Origin of the sequence: Thermochromatium tepidum ATCC 43061 (assembly GCF_009664085.1) — a bacterium.
Lineage (GTDB): Bacteria > Pseudomonadota > Gammaproteobacteria > Chromatiales > Chromatiaceae > Thermochromatium > Thermochromatium tepidum.
On record NZ_CP039268.1, the window covers coordinates 1086478 to 1101046 of the forward strand.

At 63.5% G+C, this 14569-nt stretch carries 13 protein-coding genes and 3 pseudogenes; 5 read left to right on the forward strand and 11 right to left on the reverse strand.

Annotated features, from left to right (window positions below; all coding sequences use genetic code 11):
• Positions 1-12: 12 nt before the first annotated feature.
• From E6P07_RS05030 to E6P07_RS05045, 4 genes are all read right to left on the reverse strand, one after another.
• A complete protein-coding gene (locus E6P07_RS05030; protein ID WP_153974606.1) occupies positions 13-1617 on the reverse strand; it encodes a cytochrome ubiquinol oxidase subunit I in 1605 nt (534 codons plus the stop codon).
• Positions 1618-1971: 354 nt separating this feature from the next.
• Entirely contained in the window at positions 1972-2361 is a 390-nt protein-coding gene (locus tag E6P07_RS05035; protein ID WP_153974607.1) for a NifB/NifX family molybdenum-iron cluster-binding protein, read from the reverse strand.
• Between the two features lie 51 nt (positions 2362-2412).
• Positions 2413-2832, reverse strand: a complete 420-nt coding sequence (locus E6P07_RS05040) for a DUF6858 family protein (RefSeq protein ID WP_153974608.1) — start codon at positions 2830-2832, stop codon at positions 2413-2415.
• 122 nt (positions 2833-2954) lie between these two features.
• Complete coding sequence (locus E6P07_RS05045) at positions 2955-3662, reverse strand: Crp/Fnr family transcriptional regulator (protein ID WP_153974609.1); 708 nt, start codon at positions 3660-3662, stop codon at positions 2955-2957.
• Positions 3663-3923: 261 nt separating this feature from the next.
• On the opposite strand from E6P07_RS05045, the pseudogene E6P07_RS14165 reads away from it, so the two are divergent.
• The 5 genes and pseudogenes from E6P07_RS14165 to metA form a co-directional block, all read left to right on the forward strand.
• Positions 3924-4745: pseudogene (locus E6P07_RS14165) on the forward strand (ABC-F family ATP-binding cassette domain-containing protein); the annotation flags it as partial.
• Between the two features lie 213 nt (positions 4746-4958).
• Positions 4959-5270 (forward strand): annotated as a pseudogene (locus tag E6P07_RS14170) (ATP-binding cassette domain-containing protein); the annotation flags it as partial.
• Positions 5271-5618: 348 nt separating this feature from the next.
• Positions 5619-5825: pseudogene (locus E6P07_RS14175) on the forward strand (ABC transporter ATP-binding protein); the annotation flags it as partial.
• Positions 5826-5873: 48 nt separating this feature from the next.
• Positions 5874-6719 carry an ATPase gene (locus E6P07_RS05055; RefSeq protein ID WP_153974611.1) on the forward strand — a complete coding sequence of 282 codons (846 nt, stop codon included), beginning with the start codon at positions 5874-5876 and terminating at the stop codon, positions 6717-6719.
• Between the two features lie 18 nt (positions 6720-6737).
• Positions 6738-7811: a homoserine O-succinyltransferase MetA gene (gene metA, locus E6P07_RS05060; RefSeq protein WP_153974612.1), complete on the forward strand. Its 1074-nt coding sequence runs from the start codon at positions 6738-6740 to the stop codon at positions 7809-7811.
• A gap of 225 nt (positions 7812-8036) precedes the next feature.
• Here the strand turns inward: metA and csm6 are convergent, their stop codons facing one another.
• From csm6 to csm3, 7 genes are all read right to left on the reverse strand, one after another.
• Positions 8037-9164 carry a CRISPR-associated ring nuclease Csm6 gene (gene csm6 / locus E6P07_RS05065; RefSeq protein WP_153974613.1) on the reverse strand — a complete coding sequence of 376 codons (1128 nt, stop codon included), beginning with the start codon at positions 9162-9164 and terminating at the stop codon, positions 8037-8039.
• A 108-nt stretch (positions 9165-9272) separates the two neighbouring features.
• Positions 9273-10457 carry a Card1-like endonuclease domain-containing protein gene (locus tag E6P07_RS05070; RefSeq protein WP_162008606.1) on the reverse strand — a complete coding sequence of 395 codons (1185 nt, stop codon included), beginning with the start codon at positions 10455-10457 and terminating at the stop codon, positions 9273-9275.
• Positions 10458-10559: 102 nt separating this feature from the next.
• Complete coding sequence (locus E6P07_RS13625) at positions 10560-10826, reverse strand: hypothetical protein (RefSeq protein WP_170286768.1); 267 nt, start codon at positions 10824-10826, stop codon at positions 10560-10562.
• A gap of 68 nt (positions 10827-10894) precedes the next feature.
• Positions 10895-11143, reverse strand: coding sequence for a hypothetical protein (locus E6P07_RS05080; RefSeq protein ID WP_153974616.1), 249 nt, complete (start codon positions 11141-11143; stop codon positions 10895-10897).
• Between the two features lie 28 nt (positions 11144-11171).
• The gene (locus E6P07_RS05085; RefSeq protein WP_153974617.1) at positions 11172-12854 is read right to left on the reverse strand and encodes an RAMP superfamily CRISPR-associated protein; all 1683 of its coding nucleotides are present in this window, start codon (positions 12852-12854) and stop codon (positions 11172-11174) included.
• Positions 12851-13831, reverse strand: coding sequence for a type III-A CRISPR-associated RAMP protein Csm4 (gene csm4, locus E6P07_RS05090; RefSeq protein WP_153974618.1), 981 nt, complete (start codon positions 13829-13831; stop codon positions 12851-12853). The genes E6P07_RS05085 and csm4 overlap by 4 nt, the downstream gene beginning before the upstream one ends.
• 14 nt (positions 13832-13845) lie before the next feature.
• Positions 13846-14562, reverse strand: a complete 717-nt coding sequence (gene csm3 / locus E6P07_RS05095) for a type III-A CRISPR-associated RAMP protein Csm3 (RefSeq protein ID WP_153974619.1) — start codon at positions 14560-14562, stop codon at positions 13846-13848.
• Between the last annotated feature and the right edge of the window lie 7 nt (positions 14563-14569).

Consider the following 14569-nt stretch of genomic DNA (forward strand, 5'->3'; position numbering starts at 1 on the left):
TCGGTCTCCAGCCTAGTCGAGCGGTTTGTGCGGGGCCAGCGCCGGGGCCATGCCGCCCGCTGGACCGGCGCTGCGCTCGTGATGATAGTGCCCGGTATGCAGTGAGCTCGGACCCAGACGCGCGAACTTGAACATCAGATAGATCTCGATCAGGAACAACAGGGTATAGAAGAGGATGAATCCCGAGAGACTGATGACCAGATCGTTTGCTGTCAGGCTGGATGCAGCAATCGATGTCGGTAGTACCTCGCCGATGGCCCAGGGCTGACGTCCGAACTCGGCGACGAACCAACCGGTCTCGGCGGCGATCCAGGGCACCGGGATGCTATAGAGGAAGAGGCGCAACAACCAACGTTGCTTTTCGATGACGCGCTTGGCGTTGAAATAAAAACCCAGTGCCAAGAGCAAGAGCATCCAGACACCAGCCCCGACCATGATGCGGAAGGTCCAGAACAACGGCGCGACCTCGGGGATGGAATCCTTGACGGCCAGTTGGATCTGCTCCTCGCTGGCCGTGGCCGGATTCTCGGTATAGCGCTTGAGCAACAGACCGTAACCGAGGTCCTTCTTGTGTTGCTCGAAGACGGCGCGGTTTTCAGGGGTGTCCTCGCCGCTGCGCAGCCGCTCCAGATACGCATAGGCGATCATACCGCTGCGAATGCGCACCTCGTGCTCGCGCATCAGGTCATTGAGGCCCTTGACCTCCTGGTCGAAGGACCGGGTGGCGATCAGCCCCAAAAGCCAGGGGATCCGGATGGCGTCATGGGTCTCCTGCGCCTCGTTGCTGGGGTGGCCATAGACCGTAAAACTGGCCGGGGGTGGCTGGGTGTGCCATTCGGCCTCGATCGCGGCGAGCTTCACCTTCTGCACATCGCCGACCTCATAGCCGGACTCGTCGCCAAGCAGGATGACCGAGAGGATAGAGGCCAGGCCAAAGCCCACCGCCACCGAGAACGAACGCTTGGCGAAGGCCAGGTCGCGCCCCTTGAGGATGTACCAGGAACTGATACCGAGCACGAACATGGAGGCGGTCACATAGCCCGCGGCGACCGTATGCACGAACTTGACCTGGGCGACCGGGTTAAACAGCAGCTCGCTGAAGCTGGTCATCTCCATGCGCATGGTCTCGTAGCTGAACTCGGCGCCGACTGGATTCTGCATCCAGCCGTTGGCGACCAGGATCCAGAGCGCCGAGAGGTTGGAGCCGAGCGCGGTCAGGAAGGTGACGACCAGATGCTGGCGCTTGGAGAGCCGCTCCCAGCCGAGGAAGAACAGGCCAATGAAGGTCGACTCTAGGAAAAAGGCCATCAGGCCCTCGATGGCGAGCGGTGCGCCGAAGATGTCACCGACATAGTGGCTGTAATAGGCCCAGTTGGTCCCGAACTGGAACTCCATGGTCAGGCCGGTGGTGACACCCAGGGCAAAGTTGATGCCGAACAGCTTGCCCCAGAACTTGGTCATATCCCGGTAGATCTCGCGACCGGTCATGACATAGACGCTCTCCATGATCACCAGGATCCAGGAGAGTCCGAGCGTCAGTGGAACGAAGAGGAAGTGATACATCGCCGTGATGGCGAACTGCCATCGCGAGAGTTCGACCATGGTACCGTCGAGCATGAGCGAGTCTCCTGAAATCCAGCACTGGATGTCGCGGAAGGTTGGCTACATCGACGCGACTCCGACAGAGCCGCGCCATGACGGGAGACTATACCGGATTGGGCTTCTCGGGAATAACCTGATTCAGCTTTCGTTCATGTTTTGAAGCGTTCACGCCCGATGACCAGCCGCCACACGGTCGCCGAGTTTCCACCTGATGAATGCCTACCGGGAGGGCGGCGCTCGCCGCAGCCGCAAGGGTGCAGTGAAACTGGACGCGCTGAAGCAGGACGTCGAGTGTGTTCCTGTTTGGGTAGGAAAGGGGTCCACTGATGGAACGGAGGCGGGTCTATGTTGGGGCGTGGTCTTTTGAGGTCAAACCTCGTTTCCGGCGGACTGGCCATGCCTGTGGCCATGATCGTCGTCATGGGGAGCCGGTTCCGGTAGGGGGCGACCGGCGGCAAGATCGGCGGCTGCGGCGCGCGGGTCGGTCGCACTGGTGGCATAGACCGCGATCCCGTGACGGGACATCCGGGCGCGGAATCCATGCCCCGCGCTCTGGGTCAGGATGGCATCGATTCCGCGCGTAAACAGCGGATGATCGTCGCCGTGATGATCATGCAGCGAGAGTCCGGCAGGCAGATCCAGACGCTCGATCTCGACCGGCTCGCCCTTTCCGTCGGCCTCCAGGATGAGAAAGCGTCTGGCCTTGCCGGCATGTCCGGTGATGGTGCGGAAGTTTTGACTGGTGACGGCGATGCGCATGGCGTGGGTGTTCCGAAGGTCAGTGGATTGTTGAAAGGCGTATAGGCGGTCTTAGTCGGGCTGCCCGGCGGTCTCGGTACGGTGTTTGTGGAGCCCCATGGCCCAGTCCTCCATGACCGCATTGGCCACCGGCATGGGCGTCTCCATGAAGGTGATCAGAAAGCCCTGCTCGGTCTCGGCGATCCCGATCGAGCGCGGACGACAGGCAAGCAACTCGGGTCTGGGTAGCGAGATGCCAAAACAGAACACCAGGTTCCGGGCCGCGCGGATACCCTCGCCGATGTGGCCCTCGGGCAGCGAGCGGGTATGGGCATAGTGATCGAACTCGGCAATGAAGACCGCGCTGCGATGCGACTCGATGCAGGCGCGGAAATAGCCGCAGATCGCCTCAACCGAATGGAAGGGCGTCTCCTCGCGCGCAATCTCCAATGAATAGATGGGATATTCGGCGAATGCGAGTGATGTTTTCATCGGTCGTTGAGACCCCGGCCGGGGACGATGCAGTTTCACTAATTAGCCGCTGGACTGGATGAAGGGCATTGAAAAGGATCAAGTTCAGCGACTCGTCCGCGCGGCGGTCGATGGTCGGCCTTTCAATTATCTGCCAGCCGTCGCAGATTGGGGATGTCGAGCAAAAAGAGATTGGGCGCGGTTTCGACCAGAAGGCCCTGCCGCTTGAACTCGGCGATGGTGCGGCTGGCCGTCTCTGTGGTCACGCCGAGCATGGCCCCCATGTCCTCGCGGCTGAACAACGGGCATTCGCTGGTCTCGCGGTCGCGCACCAGGCGCAGCAATAGCCGTGCTACACGCTGGCGTGCCGAGCCGGTCGAGAGTTCGGTCAGCCAGGCGTCGGCCTCGGTCAGGGCACGTTGCCAGCGGGCCATGAGCTCGCGATGCAGGCCTGGGTTGGCGCGTCCGAGTTCGCGTACCAGTCGCGCCGGATAGCGACAGACCTCGGTGGCATGCAGGGCGATGGCGTCGTGCTGATAGCGGTCGTCGAGGAGCGACTCCAGACCCAGCACATCGGTGGATCGGGCGATGCGCACGATGCGCTGGCTGCCGTCGGGCAGATATTGAACCAGTTTCAACATCCCCGAGCGCACGGTGAACAGATACTCACCCGTATCGCCGGCCAGATAGAGATGCGCGCCGGGCTTGAGCCTGAACTGGTCGATCGGTTCGTGAATGCGCTCGAAATCTGCCTCGCTCAGGCCGGAAAAGAGCACCGAGGTCCGTAGCGCACAGCTGAGGCAGTTGGCCTCGCCAGACCAGGCCTCGCGGAGAGAGACTGTTTTCGTCATCGGTCGGGATCGACTCCTAAATCAGTCCGCATCCGCAGAAGCGCGGCGCGGCTCAGTGCCTGGGATCCGTCTCCGTGCGCGTTGGGTTCAGCTTGTATCGACGCGGTTGGAGTGATCAAAGTTAAAATATTACTCGAACGTCGGTGAGGCGAGCGGGCTTGGCGTGTCATTGACAAAGTGCAATTTGGTGGTTGCGGTGGTGCTAGGGGCTTCGCCGTGTGCTCCGACAACATTCATCCTTCGTGATTCCATGGCAAACGCATGACCCTGCTCAGTCTCGATTCGATCGGTCTCTCCTACGGCCTGCCGCCGCTGCTCGAGGGGGTCTCCTTCGCCATCGAGCGTGGCGAACGGATCTGTCTGATCGGGCGCAACGGGGCGGGCAAATCGACGCTGCTGAGGATCATCGCCGGTGAGCTCCAGCCCGATAGCGGTCGCATCCACCTGAGCCAGGGTCTGCGCATCGGGTATCTCGCCCAGGATCTGCCGGCTGGCTCTGCTGCCAGCGTCTTCGAGGTGGTCGTCTCGGGACTCGGTGAGCTGGGGGCACTGGTGCGCGCGTATTTCGACCGCTCGCACGCGCTGGGGCCGGATGCGAGCGGACCTGAGCTTGCCCGACTGGCCGAGCTCCAGCATCGACTGGAAGAACAAGGCGGATGGGAGATCGAACAACGCGCCGAGCGTGTCATCGCGCGGCTCGGGCTGGACGCCGAGGCGCGGTTTGATTCGCTCTCGGGCGGGATGCAGCGGCGGGTGATGCTGGCGCGTGCCCTGGTGGTGGAGCCGGATCTGCTGTTACTCGACGAGCCGACCAACCATCTCGACATCGACAGCATCACCTGGCTAGAAGAGTTTCTGGTCGGCTTTCGGGGGGCGCTCTTGTTCATCACCCATGACAGGCGTTTTTTGCAGCGGGTCGCCACCCGGATCCTGGAGCTCGATCGCGGTCGTCTCACCGACTGGCCGGGTGATTACGCCAACTATCTGCGTCGGCGCGAGGAGCGGTTACACGCCGAGGCGCAGGCCAATGCGCACTTCGACCGCAGGCTCGCCGAGGAGGAGGTCTGGATCCGGCAGGGCATCAAGGCGCGGCGCACCCGCAACGAGGGCCGGGTGCGCGCGCTCGAAGCCATGCGCGCCGAACGCCGGGCCCGGCGCGCGCTCCAGGGTGCGGCGCGCCTCCAGCTGAGCGAAGCTGAGCGCTCAGGCAAGCTGGTGGTCGAGGCCGAGGGTGTGACCCATCGCTGGGGCGACAAGATCATCATCCGCGACTTCTCGACCCTCATCTGGCGCGGCGACAAGGTCGGCATCATCGGACCCAATGGCGTGGGTAAGAGTACGCTGCTCAAGCTTCTGCTCGGTGAGCTGGAGCCGCAACAAGGCCGCATCCGGCGCGGCTCCAATCTACAGATCGTCTATTTCGACCAGAGACGCGCCCAGCTCGACCCGGAGAAGAGCGTGCGCGACACCGTCGCCGGTGGCAGCGATCAGGTCGAGGTGGCGGGGACCCGGCGCCACGTCCTGTCCTATCTCAAGGACTTCCTGTTCTCCCCGGAACGCGCCAACCAGCCGGTCAAGGCGCTCTCGGGCGGCGAGCGCAACCGTCTGCTGCTGGCCAAGCTCTTTACGCGTCCGGCCAATCTGCTGGTACTCGACGAGCCGACCAATGATCTCGACACCGAGACGCTCGAACTCTTGGAAGAGCGGCTGCTGAACTACTCGGGGACATTGCTGTTGATCAGCCATGACCGTGCCCTGCTCGACCATGTCGTCACCAGTATCCTGGCGTTCGAGGGCGATGGGGTCGTGCGCGAGTCTGTCGGCGGCTATGAGGACTGGCTCAGGCAGCGTCCGCCTCCGGTCACACCGGTCTCTGTACCCGAAGTGAGCGCGCCCGCGACTCAGAGGTCCAAGCCCAGGTCCAACCCCAAGCGCGCCACCAACAAGCTCAGCTTCAAGGAGGCGCGTGAGCTGGCCGAGCTACCAGGGCGTATCGAGTCGCTGGAGCAGGAACAGACGGCGCTGCACGCGCGTCTGGCCGATCCCAGGCTCTATCAGGGCGACGGCACCGAGGTCGTCACCGTCAAGGCGCGTCTGGGGGCCGTGGACGCCGAGCTGGAAGCGGCCTATGCACGTTGGGAGGCGCTGGCTGCACGCGAGTGAGGCGCCCGATCGAAGCACATCCACATCCATCTATTCGGAGTAGAGCCATTGAAATTCACGGTCGAGGGCTTCCGTGCCTGGAAGCACAAATGCGTGACCCTGCTTGGTATGTCCGGGGTCGGCAAGACCCATCTCGCGGCGCTGCTGCGTCGTCACGACTGGTTCCATTACTCGGGTGATTATCGCATCGGCACCCGTTATCTCGATGAGCCGATCCTGGATCTGATCAAGTCATACGCCATGCGTGATCCCTTTCTACGCGATCTGCTGCGGCGCGATTGGATCACCATTCGCAATGTGATCAAGATCAATGATTTGGGCCCGGTACTGAGCTTCATCGGCAAGCTCGGCAACCCCGAGCTGGGTGGGTTGCCGCTCAATGAGTTCAGCCGCCGCCAGGCGCTCTATCGTGAGGCCGAGATCGCGGCCATGCTCGATCTGCCCGAGTTCGTGCGCAAGGCGCAGGAGATCTACAACTATGCCCATCTGGTCAATGATGTCGGCGGCAGTCTGTGTGAACTCGACGAGCCGCGCGTCATCGACCTGCTTGCCCGACACAGTCTGATCCTCTATATCCGCGTCCCCGAGTCCGACGAGATCAAGCTCATCGAGCGTGCCCAGGCCGATCCCAAGCCACTCTATTACCGGCCCGAGTTCTTGCAGGCCGCGGTTCGGGACTATCTAGAACTGCGCCAGCTCGACTATGTGGCCCAGATCGATCCGGACGACTTCACGCGCTGGGTCTTCCCGCGTCTCTTTCATTCGCGCGTGCCGCGCTACGAGGCGATCGCACGCCCGCACGGTTACACGGTCTCGTCCAAGGATGTGGCGCTGGTGCGTGACGAGGCCGATTTCCTCGAGCTCGTCGAGTCGGCCATCGCGCGCACCGCGTGAACATTGCGAGGATCGACCATGCCCATCGTCGCTCACAACGATCTCCCGACCTTCGCCCGACTGCGCGAGGAAGGTCATCAGATTCTTGATCCCGATTTTGCGCTCCATCAGGACATCCGCGAACTCCATATCGGTCTGCTCAATATGATGCCGGACGCGGCCTTGGCGGCAACCGAGCGCCAGTTTTTTCGCTTGATCGGCGAGAGTAACCAGATCGCACAGTTCTATGTCCATCCCTTCACGCTCGCGGAGCTTGAGCGTGGTCCCGAGGCGCGCGCCCATGTCGAGCGCTATTACCAATCCTTCGACCAGATCCGCGCTGAGGGGCTGGATGCACTGATCATCACCGGCGCCAATGTCACTGCACCGGATCTGGCGCTGGAGCCGTTCTGGGAGCCGCTGATCGAGGTGGTCGACTGGGCCTACGACAACGTCTGCTCGACGCTCTGTTCGTGTCTCGCGACCCATGCGGTGATGCAGTTTCGCTATGGCGAGCGGCGGCGGCGTCAGCCGTTCAAACGCTGGGGGGTCTTTCCGCATCGGGTGCTGGTGCGCCGCCATCCGCTGGTGGCTGACGTCAATACCTGTTTCGACGTGCCACACTCGCGCTTCAACGACATCAGTCATGAGCAGTTCGTCAGGGCCGGTCTGCATGTGCTTGTCGAGAGCGAGGAGGCGGGTGTGCATCTGGCGGTCAGTCCAGACGGCTTCCGGCAGGTCTTGTTCCAGGGGCATCCCGAATACGACACCATTTCCTTGCTCAAGGAATACAAGCGTGAGGTGGGGCGCTTCATCGCCGGTGAGCGGCCTGACTATCCACCCTTCCCAGACAACTACTTTGGGCTCCAGGCGCGGGCCATCCTCGATGAGCATCGCGAGCGCGTCATCCAGGCGCTCGATCAGGGCCGGACCCCACCAGAGCTGCCGGAACGGCTCATCGCCCCCAGTCTGAACAATACCTGGCACGACACGGCCGAGGGCGTCATCGGTAACTGGATGGGGCTCATCTATAAGGTCACCCATCTCGATCGCCGTCAGACCTTCATGGCAGGCATCGATCCGAACGATCCGCTCGGATTGGGCCTCAGGTAAGGCGGCCTGAACCTGCACGGTCGGCTGGGTTCGCGTGCCGACGGGGTGTCTCCGGCCCAGAGATCGGGCACGCCGCTCGGTACGCCATCCTGGCCGGTGCGCGTGACGACCTCGACGCCACCCGGTCTGAAGGTCGGGGAGGATGTCAAACGAGCGGTCTTAAGTGAAGGAACGGCGACACCCGAGCGAGGCGTTCAACGACTCTCGAACCGGCGAGGCCGGCATTCAGGCACACTGAATCCTGATCTGCTCGGGCTTGAGCGGCAGAAACACGGTGACGCGCTCGCCGTCCCTGGAGGTGGCGATCTGATAGCGCGCGGCCGAACGTGCGCCGAGCACCGTTTCCAGCTTGCCGTTGATCCGCGACTTGTGCGGCTCGAAGTATTTCGCACAACGGATGGTGATGGCCTTGCGCTCGGTGATCGCCTTCTCGATGCGCTCATAGGCCGCGCTCATGGGATTGAGCACCCGACCGGCCAGGGCCAGGAACTCTTCGGCCAGGGCTTGGGCCGACCAGTCGGTAGCCTGCTCGCCACGGGCGGCCCGCTCGGCCAGCCATAGCAGGATCAGAAACTCCGTCTCGCTCAGTCCCAGCGCCTCATCATCGGCCCAGGCTTCACGGCAGGCGATGTCCAACACCAACTGCGGCGCTTGCAGTCCGCGATTGGCCGTGGCCACCACCCGGCTGAAGCTCGCCTGCCCAGTGCGCAGCCGCTCCGGCAAACCGTCGCGTAGCCTCACGAAGGGGATATCGGCCAGATCCACACGCGCGTTGCGCGCATCGACCGTGACCTCCTTGTCGCCGCGCTTGCTGTGGATCGGATGCTCATAGGGCGTTGGATAGTAGAAGTCGCGGTTGGTCTCATAGGGGTCGGAGACCAGCACATGCGACAGCCGATCCTGGGGCCGCCCGTAGAGCGAGAGCGCATAGCCGAGATAGTAGCCCATGGTCTTGCGCCCACCGGCGATGGAGACATGGAGCTCGCTGTCGGGGTCGGCGGTCAACGCGCGCAAGGTCTCAGTGATGAAGTCCGCGGCCAGGGTGTTGTCGGCCTGGGTGCGGATGTCGTCGAGCGGGCGGCCCTCGGCGTCCCGAAGGACATGGATCTGCTCAGGCGTAAAGAGGATCGGGGGGAGCCCATAGTCCTCACACAGCCGATGGAACCAGCGCCCGCCGGCCAGCAGATTGAGCCGGGCGTTGTCGGCGCCGGTGGCGGTGGTGATCAGATGGATCGCGTGCGGGATCCAGGGATCCTCATCCCGGCAGGCCAGCGCATAGAGCGTCTCGGTGACGATCTGCGGGGTCAGGCCGGTGACGGCGAGCAGGATACGACGGGGCGTGGGTTGGGTCATGCGTGATGCCTGTGACAGTCCGGTCTCAATCGGACGCATGGTGCGCGTAAACGCGCTCAGTCGCCTTGCCTGCAAGCTTGCGGGACAGGCGGCGCGTTTAGCCCCCGCTCAGTCTCGACCCGAAAGCCAATCGAGCACCAGCTCGCGTAAATTGGCCAGCTCATCGGGGCCAATCAGTCTGAAGCGAGCCTGTTTGGCCCGTTCGATCAGCACCTCCGAGGGCTGACGCGCCGACAGCAACCAGGTATCGCCAAACAAGCCCCTCGCATCCTGACTCAGGCTTTTCAGCTTGTAGGCGATGTCGTTCTCGTTGTTGGGACCGATGCGCGGTGTCTTGTATTCGATGAACAGCAGCTGATTGATGTGGCAGGCCAGAACATCGAATTCGTTGATGGTCTTCTGTGTGTCGGCCCACACCCCCTCGACACTGAGTCGCGTATCGAAGGCGCCGGCATCCTTGACCGTGTGCCAGGCGTATTCCTTCAGCCAGCCACCGCGCACGAAGCGCGCGGCCTCGACGCTGGTAAAGGTGACGTCCGGCGAGCCGTCCTGCCAGGTGATCAGCCCCGCCTTCATCAGCTCGCCCAGCGCCTTGGCCCAGATCCCGAACGGCACGGTCTCGAAGGCCTGGTCGGGCGCCACCAGCCGCTCTTCGTAAGTGCCGGGAATGTTTTCCAGCGCCCGGTCGACCAGGCGGTTCATCGCCCCGATGAAGGTTTGCAGATTGGGATCGGCGATATGCTTGCCGAGAAACTTGCAGGTAGCCTTACGCTGATTCACGGCCTCACGCCAGCTAACATCATCGGACGCCGCCCGGCGGAACCGAAACCCCTGGGCCGCCAGATACAGCGGCACATCGAGCACGTTACCCATCGGCGTGGGTTCAGGCAGCGACGCCTGCGCATTGGGCAGATATTCGATGCGCCGGTGGGCCGTGTCGGTGTAAAGGATGTGACTGGCAATCCCACGAAACGCCTCGACGAATCCCAACGACATCAGCTTGGTGCCGCCGGTGGCATTGAGGACGATTTCAGCGTCCGCCTGCTCCTCGATGAGCCGATCGGCCAGCGTATCGGCATACGCCTTGATCTCGCGCAGTCCGGCATCGGGCACGTCCAGGCACAGTTCCACCCCGATGCCCTGCTCCTTCAGGAGCTTTTCGAGGCGCCGGTCGAGACGACGCTCGGCCATCTCGCGGGTGACCATCAGGAGCACCCGATCCGGGCGCTCCATGAGGATGGGGATCAGATTGGGCAGGATCTGAGCGGACACCAGCGCGATATGGATTTTCATAGCCATCATCTTGTTGTGTTTGCTGATGGTTCGTCGGCGAACGCAATGACCTCGATGCGCTCGGCGGCGGCACGTTCGAGACGCCGATCATTGGTCCAGAACTCATCGCAACCCGCGTCGATGGCCGCGGCGAGGTGCAGGGCGTCGGGAGTCGAACAACCGATGTTGTGCACGCAGTTCGGTTGCCTGCTCGAACACCGATTGGCTCATGCCCAGAGTGCACACTTCGGGGCGAGCAAAAAATTGCTCGAATCGCTCCAATAACGGCATGTCGCTGTGCCGCATGGGAAAGATGCGGAATTTCAGACGGGTGAGCGGGGTTATGTAGATCCGCACCTGATCGATACGCGGATCGAGTCGCGTGGTCATGCGCTGGCTCTAGGGTGCGACACCCTGAACCCGATAGATGACGACGCAACTATCCCAATAGATCCGGCTCATGGTTCCCCCCAACTCGCACGCTCCCCGGCCAGATAGGCGTCGATCTCCTCGCGCGTGTAGCACCGCTGCAACGGATGAGCGTCCAGTTGCCGAAAGAAATCTTGCAACGAAGTGCTGTCGTTTGGCCCAAATCGCTCGGGTACGAGCACGATCACCTCTACCTCTCCTTTCGGCGAGTCGGCCGGCAGCTCCAATTGGAGCCGGCGGCGACTGTCGATGGTGGCGTTGAATTTCAGGGCGCGCATGGTCGTGTCCTCGCGGGCGGTTTCGGGGTCAGGCCGATGCCTTCTGTCGCAATGCCTGGATCTGCTCCTGACGTTCGCGTTTCTTCTTGCTTGCCGGCCAGCCGATGTAGCCATAGATCTCCTCGGCCAGATCGGCCAGGGCCATACAGTCCGCTGCCGGCCAGGACTCGACCGCCTCCTTGAACAAGGCCACCAGCCGATTGGCCAATTCACCCCCGGCTTGCCGGAGATTGGCCTGCCGATCCTGTTCCAGCCGCATGCGCAGTGCTTCCAGTTGACGCCCCTGCTCAGAGAGCGTGGCCAGCCGCGCCGCTCGCTCGGCCTCTTCGCGCGCCTGGCGTTCAGCCGCCTCGCGCTGGGCCTGGTCACGCGCCCGCTCGGCCTCGAGACGCTCGCGCAAGGTGCGGCGACGGGCCTCGACGGCATCGCGCCAATGCGCCTCGGCAGAGGCTTCGTTCAGACCTTGCTCAGTCAGGCCAACAGGCCACTCGGCGAACGCCTGATCGTGCAGGACCGCCTCGACCAGTACCCAGCCGAAAGGGATCAGATCCCGGCGTTGCTGGATGTCCTGGGCGGCCAGCCACACGGTCTTGGTGACGGGCAAATCCTCGTAGCGGGTCTTGCCGGTGGCGGGATCCTTACCCATGTTGATCTTGATCGAGCGCACGCCGTTGAGCGTCACCGACTCGGCCCCGCTATAGAAACCGACCCGCAACAAAAAGGCGCGCCGGGCGCTGAAGGCCGGTTCCTGGGCGTCGAGGATCTGTCGGATCGCTGCATGCCAGGTGGCGTCCAGATAGCTGCGTGATCCCAGTTCCTGAAGTTCGCGCTCTAGGATCGGGCGATAGAACGCCTGGCAGGCCTCGGCCAGTTCCTCGAACGTCCAGCGCAACTCGGGCTTGGGCAGCTCGGGGCGGGTCAGGCCGCCGAGTTCTTGGAGTGATAGTCGCCCCTGAAAGGCGCGTGGGCGCATGGGCGGGATGCACTCGACGACCTGGCGCAGGTTCTCGGCCTGTGCGGCGACCTCGCGCCCATCCTTGGTGACCGGCTGACGCTTGCGGTTGACGGCGTAACGGATCTCGGTGCCGAGCGTCTCGGGCGGGCGCACGTCGGCGGCATCGCCGAGTTGGACCAGACGCATTGGATCCTGGTCGAAATTGGCATAGCCGAACAGGCGTTTCTGGAACGGGACATTACGCGCGTTGGCAGGCAGACGCTTGATGTCATCCGGCAGCGACGCGCCGCCATTGACCCGATCGAGCAGCGCGGTGCGGATCGCCCCCTTGAGGCTGGAGCCGGGCAGGATCGGGCGGCGGGTGGCGGCATCACTATAGGTACGCATGATGCGTAGCTGGTTGATGATGTCGCGCTCGCGCTGGGCGGTTTTACCCACCCGCTCGGCGTACTCGGCGGCGATGGTCGGCAGCACCGGAATCACATGCTCGGCCTCGGGGATCAGCCGCTCGGCCTGACGATGAAAGAACCCCTGCACCTGCTTGAGCAACTCGACCGTGGGCGGACCGTTCAGAATACGCAACAGGTCGGCGCGGGCCGCCTCCGGCAGTGCCCGCAAGGCCGCCTCGGGACTGAAGCTGTAGAGTCCCGTACCGTCGATGACGTACTGGGTCGGCTCATAGTCCTCACCTGTGCCGATATGCAGCGGCGAGAGCGGCGTGATCGCGAGGTTCCAGGTCGAGAATCCGTGACTCATGCGGCCACCTCCAGCAGCGGCAGATGGATCGGAATACAGGGGGCATAGCCCTGGTGGACGGTCTCGGGGATGACCTTGGAGAGCGAACCGTCGCCCCCGAGTCCCTGTCCGATGAAGGGTGACTCGGGCATCCGGCGCGGGGTCAGAATCGCCCCGGCGCGCGCGAGCAACAGCGGGGTCTTGAACGGATTGCCCTCGTGCACTGCCAGATCCCCGTGACGCCCGAAACGGGTGAAGACCTCGTAGAAGCAGCGGTCGGCGTCCCACGCCAGCCCCTGGGGCGCACAGGGGGCGAGCGTCAGACAGGCATTGGCATTGTCCTGCTGCGGCCAGGGGGCGTTGGGGATCGTCTCGACGTCGAACTTGCCCAGTCCGATGCTCGCGTCCCGTCCAAAGCCCGAGGTGCCGATGTCGGCGAAGAGTTGCGCGATCTCATCGCCAGACAGACGCTCGGGGTCGAAGACCAGGCGACAGACGAGCGCCACCCCGGGTGCGTGCCAGCGCTGCATCTGGGTATAGGGCGCAAACTCACCGCGTCCCGTGGTGCCTGTCAGCCGGTTGAGGCTGTTGTGGGGTTGGGGATGGGTGAGCGACAGCGATCGCGGCGGGTCCGTTTCCGAGCGCTGGGCCGCGAGCAGCTCGCCATCGCTGTGGGCCTGACCGAGCCAGTCGAGCAGCGGCACGGACAGTGCCGTCAGCGGGATCCAGTGCCGACGCTTGGCCTGCTTGCGATCGGCGCCAGGGATCTCACGAAACAGCGACAACGGCAAGGCCGGACGCGGCAGATAGCCCTCGGGTAAGGCATCCGAGACGACCGCGAAGGGGCGTCCTGCCGTATAGCCGGCGAGTAGCGCCGTGAGGCGCTTGACCCCGAACCGATGCCGGGCCGCCCAGCACAGTTGCCCAAATAGCGTGTCACCCAAGAGCAGCGACCCGAACGCGGTCAGCGGGCGCAGACGCAGTGCAAGAGTCTCCATCCAGTGGCCCCCGCTCAGTCGAGCCTCAGTTGATCCAGACGCGCTTGAAGGTTGTCCTGCCCCAGCGTGAGGCCCTTGAAGCGGATCTTGCCGTAACCGCGCGACCCCGAGCCGCCGAGCCCGGTCAGCTCCAGGAGCTTGAGGCCCACCAGCAGCTCATCGAGCAGATCCTCGCCGTCGTGCACCCTGAGGGTGAGTTGAAAGTTGAAGCGTGCACCTGCCGGCACGCGCTCGGTGTTGCGCGGATGCTCGGCCACGCCCCGGATGCGGTCGATCATGTTCTCGGTCTTGTGCTCGGTCAGGAGCAGGTTGTGGTCCCGCATCTCCGCGACCCAGGCCGGATCGAGATTGCAGTCCCAGAACGCCAGCCGCGTGGGGCCGATCTCGCGCACCAGCTCTAGATCGGGATCGCCCTCGGGCGCCCCGCCGAAGAGCTTGAGGATGACCTTGGCCGCATGCTGTTGCGCGGACGACAGCTCGGGCTTGGCGACATCACGGAACCCCACCGGCTTGCCGTCGGTGATCCCGACCAGTCCGGCACGCCATTCGAGCAGACTACGCATCTTGCCCTTGAGGCTGGAGCCAGGGATGTAGGGTTCGCTGGTGACCGGGTTCTTGACCACCGGATTGTCGGTACCGCCGATGTGCATCTCGGTGCTGCTGCCGCCGATGTGCAGTCCGCTGATGAGTTCGATCTGGCCGGTGAGCTTCTGGATCTGGGTGAGTTGCATGGAATGG